Source organism: Cribrihabitans neustonicus (assembly GCF_048820895.1).
Taxonomy (GTDB): domain Bacteria; phylum Pseudomonadota; class Alphaproteobacteria; order Rhodobacterales; family Rhodobacteraceae; genus Cribrihabitans_A; species Cribrihabitans_A neustonicus.
Window position 1 is genome coordinate 407691 of record NZ_JBMERQ010000002.1, and the last position, 21386, is coordinate 429076.

A 21386-nucleotide genomic window follows, 5' to 3' on the forward strand; every position below is an offset into this window, starting at 1 on the left:
GGTCCGGATCAGACGATGACCTCCTGGCGCTCCTGCTCGCCGACGCCAAAGACGCGTTTGTAGCGTTCAATCTCGTCCTTCGGGCCCATCGCCTTCTCCGGGTTGTCGGAGAGTTTCACCGTTGGCCGGCCGTTCGCCGCAACCGCCTTGCACACCAGCGAAAACGGCGCCAGCGCATTGTTCGGCACGAGGCCGCGAAAATCGTTGGTCAGCAGTGTGCCCCAGCCGAAAGAAACCTTGGTGCGGTCCGAGAACTGGCCGTGCAGTGCAAGGATCTGCTCCACGTCGAGCCCGTCGGAGAAGATCACCCGTTTCTGCGCCGGGTCCTCGCCGCGCTCGCGCCACCAGTTGATCGCAGTTTCGGCGCCTTTCACCGGGTCGCCGCTGTCGATGCGGATGCCGGTCCAGCCGGCCAGCCAGTCCGGGGCATTATCCAGAAAGCCCTTGCTGCCATAGGTGTCGGGCAGGATGATTCGCAGGTTGCCCTCGTGCTCGTCATGCCAGTCCGACAGGACGTCGTAGGGCGCCTGGGCCAGTTCGGCGTCACTTTCGGCGAGCGCGGAATAGACCATCGGCAGCTCATGCGCGTTGGTGCCAATTGCCTCCACTTCCCGGCGCATCGCGATCAGGCAGTTGGAGGTGCCGGTGAATTTCTCCCCCAGCCCCTCGATCATCGCCTGCACGCACCAGTCCTGCCAAAGGAAGGAGTGGCGGCGGCGGGTGCCGAAATCGGCGATGGTAAGGCCAGCGCACTGGCGCAGGCGCTCGATTTTCTCCCACACCCTTGTCATCGCCCGGGCGTAGAGCACCTGCAGCTCGAAGCGGCCCATGCTGTTGATCACCGCGCGCGACCGCAGCTCCATCAGCACGGCGAGGGCGGGGATTTCCCACATCATCACCTCGGGCCATTTGCCCTCGAACGTCAGCTCGTACTGGTCGCCCTTGCGTTCCAGGTGGTATGGCGGCAGGCGCAGCCCCTCGAACCATTCCATGAAATCCGGGCGGAACATTTGGCGCTTGCCGTAGAAAGTGTTGCCGCGCAGCCAAGTGCTCTCGCCGCGGCTGAGCGAAAGCGAGCGGATATGATCTAGCTGCTCGCGCAGTTCGCCTTCGTCGATCAGCCGGGCCAGCGGCACATGGGCCGAACGGTTGATGAGCGAAAAGGTCACCGTGGTGTCCGGCTTGTTGCGGAACACCGACTGGCACATCAGCAGCTTGTAGAAATCGGTGTCGATCAGGGAGCGGACGATCGGGTCGATCTTCCATTTGTGATTGTAGACACGGGTTGCAATATCCACCGGCGGCCTCTGCAGATTGGGTCATCGGTTGATAGGATAGCCTGCGTTTGGGGGCAAAGGAAATCAGCCGGCCCGCCGCGCCTGCGCCCGCGGCGCCATTTGGGCGAGCACCGCAAGCAGGCTTGCTTTGTCAATGGGCTTGGTCAGGAATTCATCCATCCCGGCCGCGATGCAGGCGTCGCGGTCGCTGTCGAAAGCGTTGGCGGTGAGCGCCACGATGGCGGGCTGCGGCCGGGCCTGGCTGCGGATCGTGCGGGTCGCCTCCAGCCCGTCCATCACCGGCATCGACATGTCCATCAGGATGATGTCGGGAGCGGTTTCGCAGAACTTCTGCACCGCTTCGCCGCCGTCGTGGGCAAAGCTGAGCGTGACCGGCGTGTTCTCGAGAAATTTTTCCAGCAGCACCCGGTTGATCTGGTTGTCCTCCGCGATCAGAACCCGCAGCCCGGTCAGGGCGGAAACCGCGCCGGAGATCCCCGGTGCACTGCGGGGCGCTGCCGCCACGGCGGCTGGCGCCGCCGGGGCGGGACCGGGCTCGCCGGCGGTGGCCGCGGCGGCGCAGGGCGCGGAAGGATCCGGCGCGGGGTCCAGCGCTGGGGCGGATTGCGGCGTGCCGGCTTGATCCAGCATCAGCCGTACTGTGAAGCATGAGCCGACGCCCAGTTCCGAGGCCACGGTGATAGTGCCGCCCATCATCTCGGCCAGACGGCGCGAGATCGCCAGACCCAGCCCGGTGCCGCCGAAGCGGCGGCTGATCGCGGCGTCGGCTTGGGAGAAACGTTCGAAGATCTCGTCCTGCATATCGCGGGGAATGCCTATGCCGGTGTCGGAGACGGTGCAGACCAGCCCGCATCCCTCCTCTTCCGGCTCCGCGTCGAGCGTGACCAGAACCCGGCCGCGCTCGGTAAACTTGATGGCGTTGCCGGCCAGGTTCATCAGGATCTGCCGGATTCTGCGGTCGTCGCCATGCAGCCGGGCAGGCACACTGTCCCCGATGTCAAGCACCAGTTCCAAGCCTTTGTTCGCGGCTTGTCCGTGCAGCAGGCGGATGGTTTCTTCGAAACAGATGCGCGGGTCAAATTCAGTTCCGCTGAGGGTAATCTGGCCGGATTCCATCTTGGAGAAATCCAGCACGTCATTGATCAGCACCAGCAGCGTGTCGGCGGAGCTGAGGATTGTGTCGATGTAAAGCTTTTGATCTTCGTCCAGCGGGCTGTCGCGAAGAAGCTGGGCCATGCCGATCACGCCGTTCATCGGCGTGCGGATTTCGTGGCTCATGGTGGCGAGGAACTCTTCTTTGACGCGGGCGCCATCCTCGGCGGTACGGCGGGCCTGCAGCAGCGTCTCGGCGTAGTCTTTGGCGCTGGTGATGTCGCGTTCCACCGCGATCAGCGTTTCCAGACGGCCGTCGCTGTCGAGCATCGGCACCTGGCTGGTCTCGATCCAGATCAGGCGGCCGTCCTTGCGGCGGTTGCGGATCTCCACCCGTGCAGGTTTTGCGAGCTCCACACAGTCGCGCAGCGTACGGATGGTGGCGGGATCGGTGTCTCCGCTGTTCAGCAGGTCACCGGCCCTTTCGCCGAGCGCCTCCTCGAAGCTGTAGCCGGTGATGCGGGTGAAGCTGTCGTTGACCCAGGTGATCCTGCCCTCGCGGTCCATCAGGATCACGCTGTCGTTAGCATGACGGGCAACCAAAGCCAGCTGGCGCGCCTCCTTCTGCTGCTCGGAGAGCCTTGTGTAGGCGGCCTCCAACTCCTCCTGATGGGCGGCGTGGGCCAGCATCTGGCTGCGGGTCTGCTCGAAATTCCGGCTCGCGTAGGCCAGGAGCCATAGCAGGGAGGCATAGATCAGCCCAAGCCCCGCAATGTGCAATTCCGTCGAATGCGCAGTGCCGGCGCCGTGCAGGATTTCTTCGGCCAGTAAAGCCGCGGGCAGCGCCCCGTAGGTCAGCAGCTTCAGCGTGATGGCGGAGCGGTGGTAGGGCAGCAGGAAGCAGACGTTAATGGCGGCGCCGAACAGCAGCCCGGTCGCGAATAACGGCTCGCTGAGAGCCTCTCCGTGCGGGCGGGAGGGGACCGCGTAGTAGCTGAGCGCCACTCCGGCCGAGAACGTCAGCGCTTGCACCCAAGACGAGGCCGCTGTGAACCGCCGCAGCCAGGGCAGCGGCAGGCCGCGCTGCAGCAGCGCCTCCGCCCGTCTAAGCAGCAGGCAATCTGCGGAATCCCCCGTCACCGCAAGTGCGAAGGCCGCGGCCGCCACCTGCGGCGGCACCGCCATCAGCATCAGCAGGCAAGCCACAAAAGTGAGCAGCAGGCGGCTGCGGAACTGCTGGACCCGGCGGCGGGCGTAGCGCAGCAGAAGCTCCTGCGCGCCGTATCTGTGCTGAAAACTGGCCATAGGGCCGCCCGAGGGGCTTTCCATGTGCTGCATCCGAAAACCTTGCCACTCGATAACGCAGGGTGAGGTTAGGCAGACGCGCGTTAAGAATTTGCTTATTCAGTCTATCGGAGTAACTCCGCGCCGGCGTCCCGCATTCGCTGCAGGGCCGTTTGCAGCGATCCGTCGAGGTCGATGGCCCGGCAGGCGGGCAGCGCCACCGTGACCTCGAATCCCAGCCGCCGCGCATCCAGCGCAGTGAAGGCGACGCAGAAATCGGTGGCCAGTCCGGCCAGCGTCAGCCGGGTGATGCCGCGGCTGCGCAGGTAGCCGTCGAGTCCGGTAGGAGTGGTCTGATCGTTCTCGAAAAAGCCGGAATAGCTGTCCACCGCGGCGCGGAACCCCTTGCGCAGGATGAGGTCGCCATCGGTGCGCAAGTCCTTGTGGAAAGCGGCGCCTCGGCTTCCCTGCACGCAGTGGTCGGGCCAGAGTACTTGGGAGCCATAGGGCATCTTTACCGTTTCGAATGCGGCCTTGCCGGGGTGGGAGGAGGCAAACGAGGAATGCCCGGCCGGGTGCCAGTCCTGGGTCAGGAGCACGGTTTCAAATCGGTCCATCATCGCGTTGATGGGGGCGACAACCTCGTCGCCGCCCGGAACGGCGAGGGCTCCGCCGGGGCAGAAATCGTTCTGCACGTCGATCACAATCAGGGCGTCAGACATGGCGGGCTCCTTTGCTGCTTCTCCATAGTTAGCCGGATGGCGGTGGAATGGGAACGGCCGCATCTGCGGCGGCGATTGCGGAGGGCGGCAAAGATGCAGCAAAAACCCTTGTTTTGCTGGGCTGGGGCGCAGCTGCTTGGGCTTGAAAAATGCCGCGGTTGGGACTAAGGGCGGCGGTATGTACACGATTGCCGCCCTCTACCACTTCACCCGTTTCCCCGACCCCTCCGCGATCCGGCCCGCGCTTCTGGAGCTGTGCCAGGCGCAAGGCGTGAAAGGATCGCTGCTACTGGCGCAGGAAGGGATCAACGGCACCATCGCGGGCCCGCGGGCCGGGATCGATACGGTGCTGGCGCATATCCGCGCGCTGCCGGGCTGTGCGGATTTGGAGTGGAAGGAAGCCACTGCTTCCGAGCCGCCCTTCGGCAAGATGAAGGTACGCCTGAAGCGCGAGATCGTCACCATGGGCCAGCCGGACGTCGACCCGCGCGCCTCGGTCGGGCATTACGTCGAGCCGAAGGACTGGAACGACCTGATCCGGCAGGACGATGTGGTGGTGATCGACACCCGCAACGATTACGAGGTGGCGATCGGCACCTTTGAGGGCGCGGTCGACCCCAGGACCGAAAGCTTCCGCGACTTCCCCGCTTGGTGGGAGGCCAACAAGGACCGCTTCCACAACAAGCGCGTCGCGATGTTCTGCACCGGCGGCATCCGCTGCGAGAAATCGACCAACTATCTGCTTGGGCAGGGGGTGCAGGACGTTTATCACCTCAAGGGCGGCATCCTGCGCTACCTGGAGGAGGTGCCGGAGGCGGACAGCAGCTGGAAGGGCGAATGCTTTGTCTTCGACAACCGGGTCTCGGTCGGCCACGGGCTGGTCGAGGGGCCGCACGAGTTGTGCCACGGCTGCCGCCGGCCGATCCTGCTAGAAGACAAGGCCCGGCCCGGGTTCGAGCAGGGGGTGAGCTGCCACCAGTGCATCGACGAGACTTCGGAAGAGGACAAAGCCCGGTTCCGTGAGCGCCAGAAGCAGATGCAGCTGGCCCGTGAGCGCGGCGAGGACCACCTGGGATCAATCCCGCTCTAATTCCGGCACGGAGCGGCGCAGCTGGGCGGAAGAACTCAGGAAACTGCGCTGCGGAAGGTGTCCGGCCCTGTGTCCGGCACGTCCTCAGGTATGTGCCGGGCGATCAGTTGCAGCATTTCTGCGCGGCTCATCGGCTTGCCGAAGTAGAACCCTTGCACCGAATTGCACTTCTCGGTCCTTAGGAAATCCAGCTCGTCCTGCACCTCGACGCCTTCGGCCAGCACCGGGATGTTGAGCGCGGCGCCCAGGAGCAGGGTCGAGCGCACGATGGCGGCGCGCTGCTCGTCCTTGTGGACGTCCTGGACGAAGCTGCGGTCGATCTTGATCTTGTCGAAGGGGAAGGTCTGCAGCATCGCGAGCGACGAATAGCCGGTGCCGAAATCGTCCATCGCGATGCGGATGCCCAGGCTCTTCAGCTTGTGCATCACCCGCAGCGTATGGGTCTGGTCGTCGATGATGCTGGCCTCGGTGATCTCCAGCTCCAGCCGTTCGGGGGCCAAACCGGTTTCCATCAGAATGTCCATCACCATTTCGATGAAGGAGGGCTGCACCAGCTGCTGCGGCGCCACGTTGACGGCGACGCTGTAGGAGCGGGGCCAGCTGGCCGCCTCACGGCAGGCGGTGCGCAGCACCCAATGGCCGATCTCGCGGATCAGGCCGGTCTCCTCGGCGACCGGGATGAATTCGTCGGGGCCGATCAGGCCGCGCTCCGGGTGGTTCCAGCGCAGGAGCACCTCAAAGCCCACCGGCTCAAGCGAGGTGAGGTCGTTCTGCAGCTGATAGACCAGCTCGAACTGGTCCTCCGCGCAGGCCTGGCGCAGGTCGTGAATCAGTAAGAGCTTGTCACGGCTCTGACGGTCCATGTCCTCGTTGTAGAAGCAGATGTGGTGCTCGTCGTCAGTTTTTGCGCGGTACATGGCAAGGTCGGACTTGTGCAGGAGGTCGCGCGGCACCGTGCCGTCATGCAGGCTGGTGGCGGCGCCGATCGCAGCGCCGACCCGGACCGAGGCGTCTTCCAGATCGACCGGCTCGATGATCGCGGCGTGCAGGCGTTCAGCGAAGGCAGCCACTTCCTCGATATGGCGGAAGCCGCGTTTCATGGCCACAAATTCGTCCCCGCCGGCGCGGGCGGCAAATTCATCGCGCTCCAGCGCGGCGCCGATGCGGCTGGCGGCGGTCTTCAGAACCTCGTCGCCGACAGCATGGCCATAGAGATCGTTCACTTCCTTGAACAGGTTGAGATCGATGGTCAGGAGGGCCACCGCCTCACTGCCGCCGCGCTCCAGCCGGGGAGTAAGTTCGGCCAGTTTGCGGTTCAGCCACATGCGGTTCTTCATTCCCGTAAGCGGATCATGCAGCGCGGCGTGCCGGAGCTGGCCGCGCGCTTCGTTTTCCAGGTTTTCCTCGATGCTGGTGGCGGCGAAACCGACCAGCAGGATCAGCCCCATCACCGCAAAGATCAGCATCGCCAGGGTGGCATCGGAGATCACCTGCGCTGGCACGGAAACAGCCGGCGAGAGCTCGATGCGGATGGCGCTCATGCCGGTGAAATGCATGGCACAGATTGCTGCCACCATCAGCGCCGCGGCCTTCACCCGCCGGTAGCGCAGCCCGGGGATGGGCAGGCACAGCCAAGACGCCGCTCCGAGGAGGAGACCGAGCAGAACCGAGGCCGCGAGCAGCCCGGGCGACCAAAGGATCTTCCCGGGCAGCAGATAGGCCGACATCCCGGTGTAGTGCATCGCGGAGACCGACAGGCCGAAGACCGCACCCGCCAGGCCGCCCGCAATGCGGCGGGGGGCAAAGCCAAGGATGCTGTTGGCCAGCGCCATGCCGATCACCGCCACCCCCAACGAAAGGCCGGTGGCCACCGGCTCGTAGCCGTCCGGGTAGCCTGGCTCATAGGCGAGCATGGCAATGAAATGGGTGGACCAGATAGTGGCGCCCGCGATTAGGCTGTTCAGCCCCAGCTGCACCAGCCGCCGCCGCCCTTGCGCGTCCAGGAGCCGCTGGCCCAGCTGCACCGACAGCCAGGAACCGATGATGCAGACGACGGCCGCCGCTCCCACCAAGGCGAGACTGTGTTCATTGGTCAGGCAGTCGATGACTCGGTACATGCTTCGGGCGCCCCAATCGCAAAATTTCCGCAAACTCCGTCTCATGCGCGGGGTTAACAAGTTCACAAGACGCCAAGGCGATACGCCGCCGATTTTATGCATTTGCACGGTATCTTTATCCTTGCCGACCGGCCGCACTTGCGGGGGGCGCCGCTTCACGGCAGGCTGCGCGCCAATAGCAAACAGGGGATGGGCAATGGCCGATACGCTTTTCAAATTGCCGGCGGCACCGGTGATCGCGGTGAAGGGGGCGCGGGCGGGCTATCCCTGCGGGCGGATCTTCTGCGTCGGCCGCAACTATGCCGCCCACGCGGCGGAGATGGGCAACGAAGTCGACCGGGAGGCGCCCTTTTATTTCACCAAGTCCGCCGCCAACGCGGTCCTGGCCGGGGCAGAAGTGCCCTATCCTCCCGGCACGGAGAACTTCCATCACGAGATGGAACTCGCGGTGGCGGTCGGCGCGCCGCTGTTCCGGGCTCCGCCGGAGACGGCTATGGCGGCAGTCTTCGGCTATGCTTGCGCGCTCGACATGACCCGGCGCGACCTGCAGCAGCGCGAGCGCCAGAAGCAGCGGCCGTGGGATCTGGGCAAGGACGTGGAGGCGGGCACCGTGCTCGGCCCAATCACCCGCGCCGCCGACTGGGGCGGGCCGGGGGCGCAGCGCATCTGGCTGGAGGTGAACGGCGAGACCCGCCAGGACGCGCACCTGTCCGAGATGGTCTGGCCGGTGGCGCACCTGCTAAGCCACCTCTCAGGATTCTATCACCTGCGGCCGGGTGATCTGGTGCTGACGGGCACCCCAGCCGGGGTCGGGCCGGTGGCGGCCGGGGACCGCCTGCGCGGCGGCATCGACGGTCTTGAACCGGTGGAGCTGGCGCTCACTGCGGCGGAATGATCTGGCTTTCGTCTGGCCTGCTGCGCAATGACGCAAGCTTTGGCGCTGCCAGCGCGCAGGATTGTTGTTGCCAGCGCAGCCGTGCAATGTGTATCGCTGATGGCGAAGGTGCACAGGAGCTGTAACGCGTCGGAGCAGCCGTTTCTTCCGCATTCGCGGGGGGCAGGGGTTTTAATGACTTGAAAATGCATGATCCGCTGTTGATGGTTACAAACGCACCCAATAGCACTGGGCGATCAGTTCGTTTTACGAACGTCCGGGGTATCCAGGCGGCGGATCTGGGGACAAACCGGCCGGCCGCCGCAGCATTGTGACCGCGGCGGGCGCTCCGGGGGAAGACTGGTCAAAGGGAGGACAAACATGACCACTCGCAGAAAGCTATTGTCGGCGGCAGGGGCGGCAGCGCTTGCAGTATTCGCCGCAGCGCCGGCGCTTGCGCAGGAGGTGACGCTGAAGCTGCACCAGTTCCTGCCGGCGCAGGCCAACGTGCCGAAACTGATCCTGGACGTCTGGGCCGACAACGTGGAGGAATCCTCGGGCGGGCGCATCAAGATCGACCGCTACCCGTCGATGCAGCTGGGCGGCAAGCCGCCGGAGCTGATGGACCAGGCCATCGACGGCGTCGCTGACATCGTCTGGACCGTGGTCGGCTACACCCCCGGCCGCTACCCCTCCACCGAAGTGTTCGAACTGCCCTTCATGATGACCAATGCGCGCGCCGCCTCGCACGCTTATTGGGAGATGTTCGAGAAGCACATGAAAGACACCGAGTTCAAGGATGTGAAGATCCTCGGCACCTGGGTGCATGGCCCCGGCCTGATCCACACCTCCGACCCGGTGGAAACGCCGGACGACCTGCGCGGCATGAAGATCCGCGGCGGCGGGCGCTCGGTGAACGCGCTGCTGGAAGAGCTGGGCGCGACACCGGTAGGCATGCCGGTCCCGGCAATCCCCGAGGGGCTTTCCAAAGGCGTGATCGACGGCACCACTATCCCGTGGGAGGTGACCGCTGCCCTGAAGGTGCCGGAGCTGGTGGAAAACCATACCGAGTTCGCGGGCAAGGCGCTGTATACGCTGACCTTCGTGCTGGCGATGAACAAGGAGAAGTACGAAAGCCTGCCGGATGATCTGAAGAAGGCGATCGACGACAATTCCGGGCTCGAGTTCTCGGTCTTTGCCGGCGGCACCCAGGCCGATTCCGACGGCCCCTCACGTGAACTGGCGCTGGACATGGGCAACAACGTGATCACGCTCGACGAAGAGCAGACCGCGGTGTGGCGTGAGCGCGCCCAGCCGATCTACGACAAGTGGACGGCTGACATGCAGGAAAAAGGCATCGACGGCGCCGCGCTGATCGAGGAAGCCTCGGCCCTGATCGAGAAATACACGCCGCAGTACGAATAAGGCGTCTGCTAACAGGCGGAGGGCCGGTTGCGGCCCTTCGCGAAGGACGAAAAGGCAATCTCGACCATGCACAAGCTGATGCTGGGACTGGCCCGGGCGATGGCATATCTGGGCGGTGCGGTGCTGTCGCTCCTCATCATCCTGACCTGTGTGTCGATCATCGGACGGCAGCTCAACGGCCTGTTCCACAGCGGCCTGATGCAAGGTCTGGCCCCCGGCTTCTCCGACTGGATGATCGGCTGGACCGGGCCGGTGAACGGCGATTTCGAGATCGTGGAGGCCGGCGTGGCCTTTGCCATCTTCGCCTTCCTGCCGCTGTGCCAGATCACCTCCGGCCATGCCTGCGTTGACGTGCTGGCCAATTCCTTTCCGCGCCGGGTGAAATACTTCCTGCGGATGGTGACCGAAGTGCTGTTTGCCGCGGTGCTGGTGCTGATCGCCTGGCGGCTGGCCGATGGCACCCTTGGCAAGTACCAGAACGGCGAAACCTCCTTCCTGCTCGAGTTCCCGGTCTGGTGGGCCTACAGCGCCGCTCTGGCAGCGGCGCTGGTGGCGGCGGTGGTCGGGCTCTACATGGGCGTGGTGCGCACGTATGAATTCTTTACCGGCCGCATCCTGGTCTGGGACGGCGTGGAGGGCGAATAGTGACAGCTCTTGAAATTGGCATCGCATCCTTCCCGGTGCTGATGCTGCTGATCTTCCTGCGCGTGCCGATCGGGCTTTCGATGTTCCTTGTGGGGCTTGTCGGGCTGATCTGGGTTACCGATGGCACCCAGGTCGCCTTCGGGCGGCTCAAGAGCGAGACCTACACGACGTTCTCCTCTTATTCGCTGACCATCGTGCCGATGTTCCTGCTGATGGGGCATTTCGCGACCCTCGGTGGCATGTCGACGGCGCTGTTCAAGGCCGCCGAGGGCTTTCTCGGGCACCGCAAGGGCGGGGTGGCGATGGCCTCGATCGGGGCCTGCGCGGGCTTTGGCGCGATCTGCGGCTCCTCGCTGGCCACCGCCGCCACCATGGGCCGGGTCGCGCTGCCAGAGCTTAGGCAATACGGCTATGCCGGCGGGTTCTCCACCGCGACGCTCGCGGCGGGCGGCACGCTCGGCATCCTGATCCCGCCTTCGGTGGTGCTGGTGATTTATGCCATCCTGACCGAGCAGAACATCGCCAAGCTGTTCCTTTCTGCCTTCATCCCCGGGCTTCTGGCGGCGCTCGGATACGTGATCGCGATTTCGATCTATGTGCGGCTCTATCCGGCCAGCGCGGGCACGCGGCCGCCGGTGCCGATGCGGCAGCGGTTCGAGGCGTTGATCCATGTCTGGCCGGTGCTACTGGTCTTTGCGCTGGTGGTTGGCGGCATCTACCTCGGCTGGTTCACCCCGACCGAGGGCGCCGCGGTGGGCGCCTTCGGCACCGGCTTCATCGCCTGGATGAACGGCGGGCTGACGCGCGCCACGCTCGCCGACAGCTTCCTGGTCACCGCGCGCTCGACCGCAATGATCTTCTTCATCGTGCTGGGCGCGGGGTTCTACAACGGTTTCCTCGCGCTCACCAAAGTGCCGCAGGAGCTTGCCGATTTCGTGGTGAGTCAGGGCCTCAGCCCTTGGGTGGTGCTGGCGCTGATCCTCGCCTTCTACCTGGTGTTCGGCTGCCTTATGGATTCGCTGTCGATGATCCTGCTGACGATCCCGATCTTCTTTCCGGTGATCTCGGTAATGGATTTCGGCCTCCTGTCGCTGCCCGCAATGCAGGCGGAGGCGGCGATGGAGGTGCTGAACGCGGGTGTGCCCGAGGGCATGGGGGCGGAGATGCTGGCCTCGATCCGCGAGGCTATCGCCAGCGGCGCCGAGCTCACCCGCGAGCAGATGCGCGAGCTGGGCATCCGGGTGACCGAAGGCCGGGTAAACCGGATCGAGGCGGAATACGTGGCGATCTGGTTCGGCATCCTGGTGCTGATCGTGGTCGAGGTCGGGCTGATCACCCCGCCGGTGGGGATGAACCTCTTCATCATCAACGCGATGGACCGAAAGACGAAGATGATCGACACCTACAAGGCGGTGATGTTCTTCGTCGCCTCCGACATCATCCGCGTGATCATCCTGGTTGCCTTCCCGGTGATCACGCTCTTTCCGCTGATGCTGATGCAATAAGGAAGACACGACTATGGCAGAAAGCGCAAGCGAAGGCCCGCGCGGCTTCGAGCATGAAATCCGGGTCGGCTGGGGCGACTGCGATCCGGCGAAGATCGCCTATACCGGCCGCCTGCAAGCCTTCGCGCTGGAGGCGATAGATGCCTGGTGGGAGCATCACCTTGGCGGCGACGGGTGGTATCAGATGGAGCTGGACCGCGGCACCGGCACGCCCTTCGTGCACATGAGCATCGACTTCCGTGCGCCGGTCACCCCCCGCCACCGGCTGCGCTGCGAAGTCTGGCCTGCGGCGCTGGGGAGCAAATCGGTCACCTTCCGGGTGGCGGCGCGGCAGGACGGGGTTCTGTGTTTCGAAGGCAGGTTTGTCTGCGTTTTCATCAATCCGGAAAATTTCACCGCCCGGTCCGCCCCACCTGACTACCGCTCAGTGATCGAAGCGCAGCTGCGCCCGGAGTAATAGGCGCCCCGGTCCGCGGGGGGCTGCGCGCGCCACGGGTGCTGGAACCAATGAATTATTCCGGCCCGAACATATTGGTTTTCTCCGGCCCCGTCTCAGGCAGGATCGCACAGCCAATGATCGGCGAAAGTGATCCGCGCGAGGCCCGCAAACCTTGCAACCCTCTGCAGTTCCGCCTCCAGCCGCCCGGTGCGGGCATTGCTCCACCTGAGGCCCGGCTCGGGCCAGAGCGCGCTGACGTGCAGGCTGTCCGCGTCGCGCAGGGCCTTCATGTCGATCCGTCCGATCAGGCGGCTGCCCTCCAGCAGCGGGAATACGTAATAGCCGTAGCGGCGCTTGTCGGCGGGAGTGAAGACCTCGATCCGGTAGTGGAAGCCGAACAGCCGCTCGGCCCGCTTGCGGTCGCGGAGCGCCGGGTCGAAGGGGCTGAGCACGCGGATGCGCCCTGGTGCCGGGCCGAGCTCCCGCGCCTCCTCCTCCGCGCCCGGGCGGGCAAAGACGCGGCGGGGCCTGCCGTCGGCCTGCTCCACCTCGATCTCCTGCAAGCTGCCCTCACGCAGACCCGTGGCACACCACTCCCGCGCCTCCGCCGGGGTCGCGGTGTCCCAGAAGGCGGCGATTTCGCCCGCGGTGGCAAAGCCGAGCCGGTCCAGCGCCGCGTCGCAGAGCCAGCCGATGGTGGCGGTCTCATCCACGCCTCCCGCGCGCAGGTGGTCTTCGATCACCCGCTCGGTCAGGTCATAGCGTTTCTGGAAGCCGTTGCGCCCGATCACCGTGAGCGCGCCAGCGCGCCACAGGTATTCCAGGGCCGTCTTTGACGGGTGCCAGTCCCACCAGCCTCCGGAGCGCTTGGGTTCGTCCCTCCCGACGTCCGCTGAGCTGACCGGGCCGTGGTCGCGGATGTGCTGCATTACCGTTTCGAACCGCGCCTCGAATCCGTCGCGGCGCCAGTTGCGCCAGCGGCTCTTAAGCCGCGCGGCATCGCGGCGGAACCGCAGGCGCCAGTGCGGGTAAAAGGCCATCGGGATCACCGAGGCATCATGCGTCCAGTGTTCGAACAGGGCGCGGTCGCGTTCATAGAGCCGCTTGAGCGCGGGCGCACGGTAGCTGGGGCGGCGGCTGTAGAGGATCATGTCGTGCGCCCGCGCCACCGTGTTGATGCTGTCGATCTGAACGAAACCCAGCCGTTCGATCAGCTCCAGCAGGGCCGTGCCCCTGGCAGTCCCCGAGGGCGGCTCCAGGAGCGCGTGGCGATCGAGGAACAGCCGCCGCGCGCTGCCGTTGTCCAGCCGCTCAAGCGCCATCAGCGCCGCTTGAGCGTGTCGCCGTAGGTGATCGTGGGGGACAGCGTCACGTGCTTTTCAATCGGCGCGTCCGGGTCTTCGAGCTGGGCCGCGATGATCTCCGCAGCCTTGCGGCCGATCTCCTGGCGGCAGGCGTCCATGGTGGCGAGCTTGCGCGGCAGCCCTTGCAGGAGCTCCACCCCGTTGAAGCCGGCGAGGCCGATCTGGCCGGGCACGTCGATGCCCTGGTCGAGCAGGTACAACAGCCCGCCCGCGCCGATCATGTCGTTGGAGTAATAGAGGAAATCCAGCTCCGGCGTGCGCTCCAGCATCTCCTGCGTCATCTCTCGCCCCTTGGCCAGCGCCGAGCCGCCGGAATAGAAGGCGCGGTCCTCGATCTCAATGCCTTCCTTGGCCAGCGCCTCGGTGAAGCCCTCGAAGCGTTTGCGGGCGCGATGGTCTAGCGGCATCTTGGTGCCCATGAAACCGATGTGGCTGTAGCCTGCCTTGAGGATCGCCTTGGCCATCTCCCGGCCCGCGCGGCGGTGCGAGATGCCGACCATCGCGTCGACCGGCTTGCCGTCGGTGTCCATGATCTCCACCACCGGGATGCCGGAGGCCGCAAGCATGGCGCGCGCCGGTTCGGTGTGCTCGAGCCCTGCGATGATCACGCCGGAGGGCCGCCAGGACAGCATCTCGTAGAGGACTTTCTCCTCTTTCTCGGGCTGGTAGTCGGTGACGCCCACGACCGGCTGCAGGTCGGTGTTTTCCAGCACTTTGTTGATGCCGGTCAGCACCTCCGGGAACACCATGTTCGACAAGGACGGGATGATGACCGCCACCAGGTTCACCCGGTTCGAGGCCAGCGCGCCTGCGATCTTGTTGGGCACGTAGCCCAGCTCCTTGGCAGCGCTCAGCACCTTGGCGCGGGTCCGTTCCGACACGTCGCCGCGGTTTCGCAGCACGCGGCTGACGGTCATTTCGGAAACTCCGGTCGCTTCGGAGACATCGCGGAGGGTCAGCGGGCGCTTGTTGTCCGTGGTCACGTGTGTGTGCCTTCTTGATTGCTGCTGGCTGCGAGGTTAGCGCAGACATCGGCTGCTGCACAATGGCGCGCAGCGGCTATTCGGAGCCTTCGTGCGCGCATGGCCGCGTACTTTACTGCGTGCATGGCATTGTGAAGCCAGGCAGGATTTGCTATCGCCGGGGCGCACGCGGCCCCGTGGCTCAACTGGATAGAGCAGCCCCCTCCTAAGGGGCAGGTTGCAGGTTCGAATCCTGCCGGGGTCGCCATATTTCCGCTAAATCCGCTGGGTGGGTCCGGGCTTTCACCCCGGAGGGCGCCGGGCTATGAGAGTGGCGTGCGATTTCCCGGGAGAATACGGTTATGGCGGAGTCTGACGCAGTGCAGGAGAAGCGGCTGGCTGCTGCGGCTGCTGGGCCGAATTCGCCTCCCGTGCGGCAGCGTTTCGGATCGGGGATTGCCGCGGGCAGCAGCGCGGCAGCCTGGGCCGAGGCCTGGCTCAGGATGCTCTTGGTGCAGGACGGCTCCGCCACGCTGCTTTGCGAGACAATTGCAGACGGGCCCGTGCAGCTGGAGGTCGTGCACCAGAAAGTGACCACCAGCGTGCCGCGCCAGGTGCGGGCGCATCTGCCGGGCAGCGCCTTCATCGAGCGGCAGGTGTGCATGTCGCATGCGGGTCAGGTGATGATGGACAATCTCAGCTATGTGGCACTGGAACGGCTTGATCCGGAGGTGCGGCGGCATCTGGAGCAGGGTCTTTCGCCGATCGGCTATATCTTCGACGTGAAGCGCACCCGCAAACGGCCGGTTACCTGCCCGGAGGCGGTGCTGACGCGGCTGTGGCAGCGGGCGGGCGTGCCGGACCCGGCGGCGGCGCGCAGCTACGTGCTGGAGATCGAAGCCACCTCCAGCATGCTGATCACCGAGGTCTACCGGGCCGGCATGTGCCTCGGCCTTCCGCAGTCCTGAACCGCCCTTCGACCGCCGTCAGCCGTGGCGGGCGGCCACCGTTTTGAGCTGGGAAAACCCGTAGAGCGCCTCGAAGCCCTTCTCGCGGCCGTGTCCCGACTGGCCGCTGCCGCCGAAGGGCAGCTCGACCCCGCCGCCCGCGCCGTAGTTGTTGAGGAAGACCTGCCCGGCGCGCAAGGACTTGGCCAGCCGCATCTGGCGGCCGCCGTCGCGGGTCCAGACACCGGCCACCAGCCCGTAGGGTGTACTGTTGGCGATCTCCACCGCCTCGGCTTCCGTCTCAAAGGGGATCAGCACTTGCACGGGGCCGAAGATCTCCTCCTGCGCCAGCGCGTGGGCGGGCGGCACGTCGGCAAAGAGGGTGGGACGGACGTAGGCGCCTTCCCCCGGCGCTCCGTCCGCGATGCGGCCTTGGGCGGCCACGGTCAGATCCGCGCCCTTGGCGATGTAACCTTCTACAATCGCTTTCTGCCGGGCGGAGATCAGCGGGCCGAGGCTGAGGTCGTCCCTTGCGGGCCCCGCGGTCAGCGCGCCATAGGCCTCCGCCATGCGCGCCTTCACCGCGTCGTAGACCCCGCGCTGCACGAGGATGCGCGAGGAGGCGGAGCAGGTCTGGCCTGCGTTCTGGATGCCCGCGTTCACCAGGAAGGGCAGGGCGGCGTCCAGGTCGGCGTCGTCGAACACCAGCTGCGGGGACTTGCCGCCCAGTTCAAGCGTCACCGGCACCACGTTCGCGCCCGCCGCCTGCTGCACCAGCGCGCCGGTGCGAACCGAGCCGGTGAAGGAGATATGCTGCACTCCCGGATGCCCGGCCAGCGCCGCCCCGGCCTCGGCGCCGAGCCCCGGCACCACGTTCAGCGCGCCCGCGGGCAGCCCGGCCTCTATCGCGATATTGGCAAAGGCCAGTGCTGTGAGGCAGGCTTCCTCGGCCGGTTTCAGCACGCAGGCATTGCCCATCGCCAGTGCCGCACCGACCGAGCGGCCGATAATCTGCATCGGGTAGTTCCAGGGCACGATATGGCCGGTCACGCCATGCGGCTCGCGAAGGGTGTAGACGGTGTAGCCGTCGAGGTAGGGAATGGTCTCCCCCATCACCTTGTCCGCTGCGCCGCCGTAGAACTCGCAGTAGCGCGCCAGCGCCGCCGCATCGGCGCGTGCCTGGGTGAGCGGCTTGCCCACGTCCAGCGCCTCCAGCGCGGCCAGCTGGTCCACCCGTTCCAGCACGAACTGACCGATGCGGGTCAGGACGCGGCCGCGCTCCAGCGCGCTCATCCGGCCCCATGTGCCGTCGCGCGCGACCTGCGCCGCGGTGACGGCGGCGTCGATGTCCGCCGCGGTCCCGCGGGCGATCTGGCAGATCTCCGCCCCGTCCGAGGGGTTCACCAGCGGAAGGGTGCCGCCGTCCGCGGGCGGTTGCCAGCAGCCGCCGATCAGGCACAGGGCGGGGTCGAACCAGATGGGGGAGGGGTCAGTCATCATGCGCTCCTGCAATGTCGAATGTGTAGCTCTTGGCTTGATGGATGGTGAACGGCGCGCCTTCGCGTAAGTCGCGGATGCCGGGCATCAGGCTGAGGCAGGTGCCCCAGAAGGCCACAGCCTCGCGCGAAGTGGCGGAGATGCCCATGCGCCAGCGGCCGGGAAATTCGCCGAGGATCGCCTGCGCCGCCTGCTGCCCCCAGCCCTGGCGGCGGTGCTGCGGCAGGATGCACAGCTCGGAGAGCTCACGCCGGTCGTCGGGCAGGTTCAGCACCGCGGCAAAGCCGATGCGCACACCGCCGCCGCGGATCCAGAAGGCGGTGACGTCCCGGCGGTGCAGCATCTGGCGCGCACGTTCGGCAGGGTCGATCCCGGCCGCCGGGGCGACCTCGGCAAAATAGGGGGCGAGGGCGGCGGTCAGCAGCGCTGCCTCCCGCGGCAGGATCAGGGAGAGCGTCAGATTCATGCCGCCCCCTCCGCCGGCTCCGGCAGCACCGGGGCGGCGGCGATGAGCTGGCGGGTGTAAGCGTGCTGCGGATTGCTGAACAGCGCGCCGGTCTCGCCCTGTTCGACGATCCGTCCGTTCTGCATCACCAGGCAGCGGTCGGTCACGCTGCGCACCACGCTGAGGTCGTGGCTGATGAACAGATAGGTGAGCTGGTAGGCCGCGCAGAGCTCCGCCAGCAGGTCGAGGATGCGGGCCCGCACAGAGACATCCAGCGCCGAGACCGCCTCGTCAAAGATGATCAGCGCGGGACGGGTAATCAGCGCGCGGGCAATCGCGATGCGCTGGCGCTGGCCGCCGGAGAACTGGTGGATGTATTTCCGCGCATCATCCGGGTGCAGGCCGACGGCGGTGAGGGTCTCGGCCACCCGCTCCGAACGGGCGCGGCCGGCGGGCGGCGTGTTGAGCGTGTGGAAGGGTTCGGTGATCAGCCGCTCGACCCGGTGGCGCGGGTTGAAGCTGCCGTAGGGGTCTTGGAATACCACCTGCATGTTGCGCCGGATCTCCGCCCCCGGTCTTGTGGTGACCGGTGAACCGTCAAGGCGGATTTCGCCGCCTTGCAGCGGCTCCAGGCCCAGAATAGCCCGGGTCAGGGTCGATTTCCCGCAGCCCGATTCGCCCACCAGCCCCAGCCGCTCGCCGCGGTGGAGGGTGAAGGAGACGTTATCCACGGCGCGGTGGCGGCCCGGTCTGGCGAAGAGCGATCTGCGCGGCAACGGGTAGTCGCGGACCGCGCCCTTTACCTCCAGCAGCGGGCGGGGCGCAGGCGCGGGCGGCAGCGCGACCTGGTGGCGGGAGGCGGCAAAGAGCTTCCGGGTATAGGGGTGGCGCATGTCGCGGAAGAGCTGCGCGGTATGGCCGGTCTCCACCACCTCGCCGTTTTTCATCACCACGATGCGGTCGGCGAGATCCGCGACCACCGCGAGGTCGTGGGTGATGATCAGGAGGCCCATGCCCTCCTCCTGCACCAGCCCTTTCAGCAGCTTCAGGATCTGCGCCTGGGTGGTCACGTCAAGCGCGGTGGTCGGCTCGTCGGCGATCAGAAGGTTCGGGCGCAGCGCGATGGCCATGGCGATCACCACCCGCTGGCGCTGTCCGCCGGACAGCTCATGCGGATAGCGGCTCAGCGGAAAGCGGTCCGCGGGCAGGCCCACCCGGTCCAGCACCTCGCGGGCGCGGGCCTCGGCGGCGTCGCGGGGCATCGCCTTGTGGGTCAGGATGGTCTCCATCACCTGGGCGCCGATGGTCTTTACCGGATTGAGCGCGGTCATCGGCTCCTGGAAGACCATGCCGATCGACTGGCCGCGCAGGCCGCACATCTGGGTCTCGCTCTGCTGGAGCAGCGGCGTTTCTCCAAGGTGAATATCCCCCTGCACGCGCGCCCGCTCCGGCAGCAGCCCCATCACCGCCAGCGCGGTCATCGACTTGCCGGAGCCGCTTTCGCCGGTGACCGCGACGATCTCGCACGGCTCGACGTGGAAGGTCACATCGCGCAGCACCGGCAGCGCGCCGATGGACACCGAAAGGCGGGTGATATCGAGAAGGCTCACGTCCGCACCTCTCTGAGCCGCGGGTCGAGGTGGTCGCGCAAGCCGTCGCCCAGGAGGTTCAGCCCCAGCACGGTGAGAATGATCGCAGTGCCGGGGATCAGCGCCAGATGCGGTGCAAAGCTCACCATGGTCTGCGCATCGGCCAGCATTCGCCCCCAGCTCGGCGTCGGCGGCTGCGCGCCGAGGCCGACATAGGAGAGCCCGGCCTCGGCCAGGATGCCGAGCGAAAACTGGATGGTGCCCTGAACGATCAGCAGGTTCATCACGTTGGGCAGGATGTGCTCGGCCGAGATCCGCGCCGCGCCCTTGCCTGCAACCCGGGCGGCGAGGATGAACTCGCGCTCCCACAGGGACAGCGCCGCGCCGCGGGTGATGCGGGCGAAGACGGGGATGTTGAAGATGCCGATGGCGAGGATTGCATTGAACGCGCTGGGACCGAGCACGGCGGTGATCAGGATCGCGATCACCAGCGAGGGGAAGGCGAATACCAGGTCGTTGCCGCGCATGATCAGCTCGTCCAGCCAGCTGCCGCGGCGGGCGGCGGCGGCAAGGCCCAGGGGCACGCCCGCGCCCATGCCGATCCCCACCGCCGCCAGCGCCACCGCCAGCGAGGTGCGCGCCCCCACCATCAGCATCGACAGGATGTCGCGGCCGAAGTGATCGGTGCCAAGCCAGTGCTCTGCGTTGGGCGTCTGCAGCTTTGCCGGAATGTTCATCGCCGCGTGGCCGTAGGGGGTCCAGGCAAAGGACAGGAGGGCTGCGAGCAGCACCAGCGCCGACAGGGCGCCGCCAAGGAGCAGGGGGCGGGTCATGTCCAAAGGCTCCCCGCGATGGTTCGCCCGGCCATCAGGCCGGGCCGCGCCCGAGCCTCCCCACGGGAGGGCGCGTTGCGCCCACCCAGGCTCGGGCGCGGCCCTTTGCGGCAGATGCGGGCGGTTGCGCTTGTTCTCATGTCCGGCTCCTCAGCCGCGGATCGACCAGCGCATAGGCGAGGTCGACCAGGAAATTCACCGCGATCACCGCAAAGACCAAGAGCATCACCACTGATTCCACCACGATCAGATCACGCGCCGAGATCGCCTGGAACACCAGCCGCCCGAGGCCGGGCAGGTAAAAGACCTGCTCGATGATGATGGCGCCCGCGAGCAGGAAGGAAAACTGCAGTCCGATGATCGTCAGCACCGGGATCAGTGCGTTGCGCACCCCGTGCCGCCAGAGCGCCTGACGCCGGGTCAGCCCTTTGGCGCGGGCGGTGCGCATGAAATCCTCCCCCAGGATGTCCAGAAGTGCCGAGCGCATCACCCGCGCGAGGATGGCCGCCTGCGGCAGTGCCAGAGCGATGGCGGGCAGGGTGAGCGCGTGCAGCCCGGCCCAGAGCCCGGCCTCCCAGCCCGGAAAGCCGCCCGCGCCGAACCAGCGCAGGTTGATCGCGAAAATCAGCACCAGCATCATCGCAAACCAGAAGTTCGGCACCGCGACGCCCAGCTGGGTTGCCCCCATCACCGCCATGTCACCGGCCTTTCCACGGCGGGCAGCGGCGTAAATGCCCGCGGGAAAGGCGATCAGCGTCGACAGCAGCAGCGCATAGAGCGCCAGCGGCAGCGACACCCAGAGCCGGTCGGCAATCATCCCTGCCACCGGGGTGCGGTAGGTGTAGGAGGTGCCGAAATCGCCGCTCAGCATACCGCCTGCCCAGGCGAGGTAGCGGTTGAGCTTGCCCTGGTCCAATCCCAGTTCGGCCTTCAGCGCGGCCACCGTGTCCGGCTGCGCATTCACCCCCAGCATGAAGGACGCGGGATCGCCCGGGGCCACCTCGATCACGAAGAAAATCACCAGCGAGGCAACGGCCAGGCTGAGCAGCAGCGACATGAGGCGTTTCAGGGCATAGCGCAACATGCCGCCACGTTAGGAGCCCGCAAAGCGCCGGTCCAGAGGGCGGCGCGTGGAATCGCTCTGCGGCGGTCAAAAAAGTCAACGGATCAAAAGGTTGTGCCGTGCCTGGCCGTATGGCGCGCACGGCCTCGCCCGCCGCCCGCGGCGTGTTCCGGGCGAAGTCTTTGATCGCCCGCG

18 protein-coding genes and 1 tRNA gene are annotated in these 21386 nt (G+C 66.3%); 8 read left to right on the forward strand and 11 right to left on the reverse strand.

Features of this window, described 5'->3' with window-relative positions:
- Positions 1-8: 8 nt before the first annotated feature.
- The 3 genes from pncB to pncA all read right to left on the reverse strand — a co-directional run bounded on the left by pncB (position 9) and on the right by pncA (position 4396).
- Positions 9-1298, reverse strand: coding sequence for a nicotinate phosphoribosyltransferase (pncB, locus tag ACOHWE_RS07090; protein ID WP_420665256.1), 1290 nt, complete (start codon positions 1296-1298; stop codon positions 9-11).
- A 63-nt stretch (positions 1299-1361) separates the two neighbouring features.
- Positions 1362-3695: an ATP-binding protein gene (locus tag ACOHWE_RS07095; RefSeq protein WP_420665258.1), complete on the reverse strand. Its 2334-nt coding sequence runs from the start codon at positions 3693-3695 to the stop codon at positions 1362-1364.
- A gap of 104 nt (positions 3696-3799) precedes the next feature.
- Positions 3800-4396 carry a bifunctional nicotinamidase/pyrazinamidase gene (pncA, locus tag ACOHWE_RS07100; RefSeq protein WP_420665259.1) on the reverse strand — a complete coding sequence of 199 codons (597 nt, stop codon included), beginning with the start codon at positions 4394-4396 and terminating at the stop codon, positions 3800-3802.
- Positions 4397-4574: 178 nt separating this feature from the next.
- On the opposite strand from pncA, the gene trhO reads away from it, so the two are divergent.
- Positions 4575-5486: an oxygen-dependent tRNA uridine(34) hydroxylase TrhO gene (gene trhO, locus ACOHWE_RS07105; RefSeq protein WP_420665260.1), complete on the forward strand. Its 912-nt coding sequence runs from the start codon at positions 4575-4577 to the stop codon at positions 5484-5486.
- Between the two features lie 35 nt (positions 5487-5521).
- Here the strand turns inward: trhO and ACOHWE_RS07110 are convergent, their stop codons facing one another.
- Entirely contained in the window at positions 5522-7603 is a 2082-nt protein-coding gene (locus ACOHWE_RS07110) for a putative bifunctional diguanylate cyclase/phosphodiesterase (protein ID WP_420665261.1), read from the reverse strand.
- 196 nt (positions 7604-7799) lie between these two features.
- Between ACOHWE_RS07110 and ACOHWE_RS07115 the strand changes: the two genes are divergently transcribed.
- The 5 genes from ACOHWE_RS07115 (at position 7800) to ACOHWE_RS07135 (ending at position 12509) form a co-directional block, all read left to right on the forward strand.
- Positions 7800-8498 carry a fumarylacetoacetate hydrolase family protein gene (locus tag ACOHWE_RS07115; RefSeq protein WP_420665263.1) on the forward strand — a complete coding sequence of 233 codons (699 nt, stop codon included), beginning with the start codon at positions 7800-7802 and terminating at the stop codon, positions 8496-8498.
- A 360-nt stretch (positions 8499-8858) separates the two neighbouring features.
- Positions 8859-9902 (forward strand): TRAP transporter substrate-binding protein, encoded by a 1044-nt coding sequence (locus ACOHWE_RS07120; RefSeq protein ID WP_420665265.1) that lies wholly within the window; start codon positions 8859-8861, stop codon positions 9900-9902.
- Positions 9903-9968: 66 nt separating this feature from the next.
- Positions 9969-10547 carry a TRAP transporter small permease gene (locus ACOHWE_RS07125; RefSeq protein WP_420665912.1) on the forward strand — a complete coding sequence of 193 codons (579 nt, stop codon included), beginning with the start codon at positions 9969-9971 and terminating at the stop codon, positions 10545-10547.
- Complete coding sequence (locus ACOHWE_RS07130; protein ID WP_420665266.1) at positions 10547-12052, forward strand: TRAP transporter large permease; 1506 nt, start codon at positions 10547-10549, stop codon at positions 12050-12052. The genes ACOHWE_RS07125 and ACOHWE_RS07130 overlap by 1 nt, the downstream gene beginning before the upstream one ends.
- A gap of 13 nt (positions 12053-12065) precedes the next feature.
- Positions 12066-12509, forward strand: coding sequence for an acyl-CoA thioesterase (locus ACOHWE_RS07135; protein WP_420665268.1), 444 nt, complete (start codon positions 12066-12068; stop codon positions 12507-12509).
- Positions 12510-12604: 95 nt separating this feature from the next.
- Here ACOHWE_RS07135 and ACOHWE_RS07140 read toward each other — a convergent pair whose 3' ends face one another.
- Both ACOHWE_RS07140 and ACOHWE_RS07145 read right to left on the reverse strand, forming a co-directional pair.
- Positions 12605-13813, reverse strand: coding sequence for a winged helix-turn-helix domain-containing protein (locus ACOHWE_RS07140; RefSeq protein ID WP_420665270.1), 1209 nt, complete (start codon positions 13811-13813; stop codon positions 12605-12607).
- On the reverse strand, positions 13813-14838 hold the full coding sequence (locus ACOHWE_RS07145) for a LacI family DNA-binding transcriptional regulator (RefSeq protein WP_420665271.1): 1026 nt from the start codon (positions 14836-14838) through the stop codon (positions 13813-13815). The genes ACOHWE_RS07140 and ACOHWE_RS07145 overlap by 1 nt, the downstream gene beginning before the upstream one ends.
- A gap of 170 nt (positions 14839-15008) precedes the next feature.
- Here ACOHWE_RS07145 and ACOHWE_RS07150 point away from each other — a divergent pair.
- Positions 15009-15085 (forward strand) — tRNA-Arg (locus ACOHWE_RS07150).
- A 94-nt stretch (positions 15086-15179) separates the two neighbouring features.
- The gene (locus tag ACOHWE_RS07155) at positions 15180-15785 is read left to right on the forward strand and encodes a chorismate--pyruvate lyase family protein (RefSeq protein WP_420665272.1); all 606 of its coding nucleotides are present in this window, start codon (positions 15180-15182) and stop codon (positions 15783-15785) included.
- An 18-nt stretch (positions 15786-15803) separates the two neighbouring features.
- Here the strand turns inward: ACOHWE_RS07155 and ACOHWE_RS07160 are convergent, their stop codons facing one another.
- The 5 genes from ACOHWE_RS07160 to ACOHWE_RS07180 all read right to left on the reverse strand — a co-directional run bounded on the left by ACOHWE_RS07160 (position 15804) and on the right by ACOHWE_RS07180 (position 21212).
- The gene (locus tag ACOHWE_RS07160) at positions 15804-17261 is read right to left on the reverse strand and encodes an aldehyde dehydrogenase family protein (RefSeq protein ID WP_420665274.1); all 1458 of its coding nucleotides are present in this window, start codon (positions 17259-17261) and stop codon (positions 15804-15806) included.
- The gene (locus ACOHWE_RS07165) at positions 17254-17727 is read right to left on the reverse strand and encodes a GNAT family N-acetyltransferase (protein WP_420665276.1); all 474 of its coding nucleotides are present in this window, start codon (positions 17725-17727) and stop codon (positions 17254-17256) included. Before ACOHWE_RS07165 ends, ACOHWE_RS07160 begins: the two co-directional genes overlap by 8 nt.
- Complete coding sequence (locus ACOHWE_RS07170; protein WP_420665277.1) at positions 17724-19316, reverse strand: ABC transporter ATP-binding protein; 1593 nt, start codon at positions 19314-19316, stop codon at positions 17724-17726. The genes ACOHWE_RS07165 and ACOHWE_RS07170 overlap by 4 nt, the downstream gene beginning before the upstream one ends.
- Entirely contained in the window at positions 19313-20128 is an 816-nt protein-coding gene (locus ACOHWE_RS07175; protein WP_420665278.1) for an ABC transporter permease, read from the reverse strand. The genes ACOHWE_RS07170 and ACOHWE_RS07175 overlap by 4 nt, the downstream gene beginning before the upstream one ends.
- Positions 20129-20264: 136 nt before the next feature.
- Positions 20265-21212: an ABC transporter permease gene (locus tag ACOHWE_RS07180; protein ID WP_420665279.1), complete on the reverse strand. Its 948-nt coding sequence runs from the start codon at positions 21210-21212 to the stop codon at positions 20265-20267.
- Between the last annotated feature and the right edge of the window lie 174 nt (positions 21213-21386).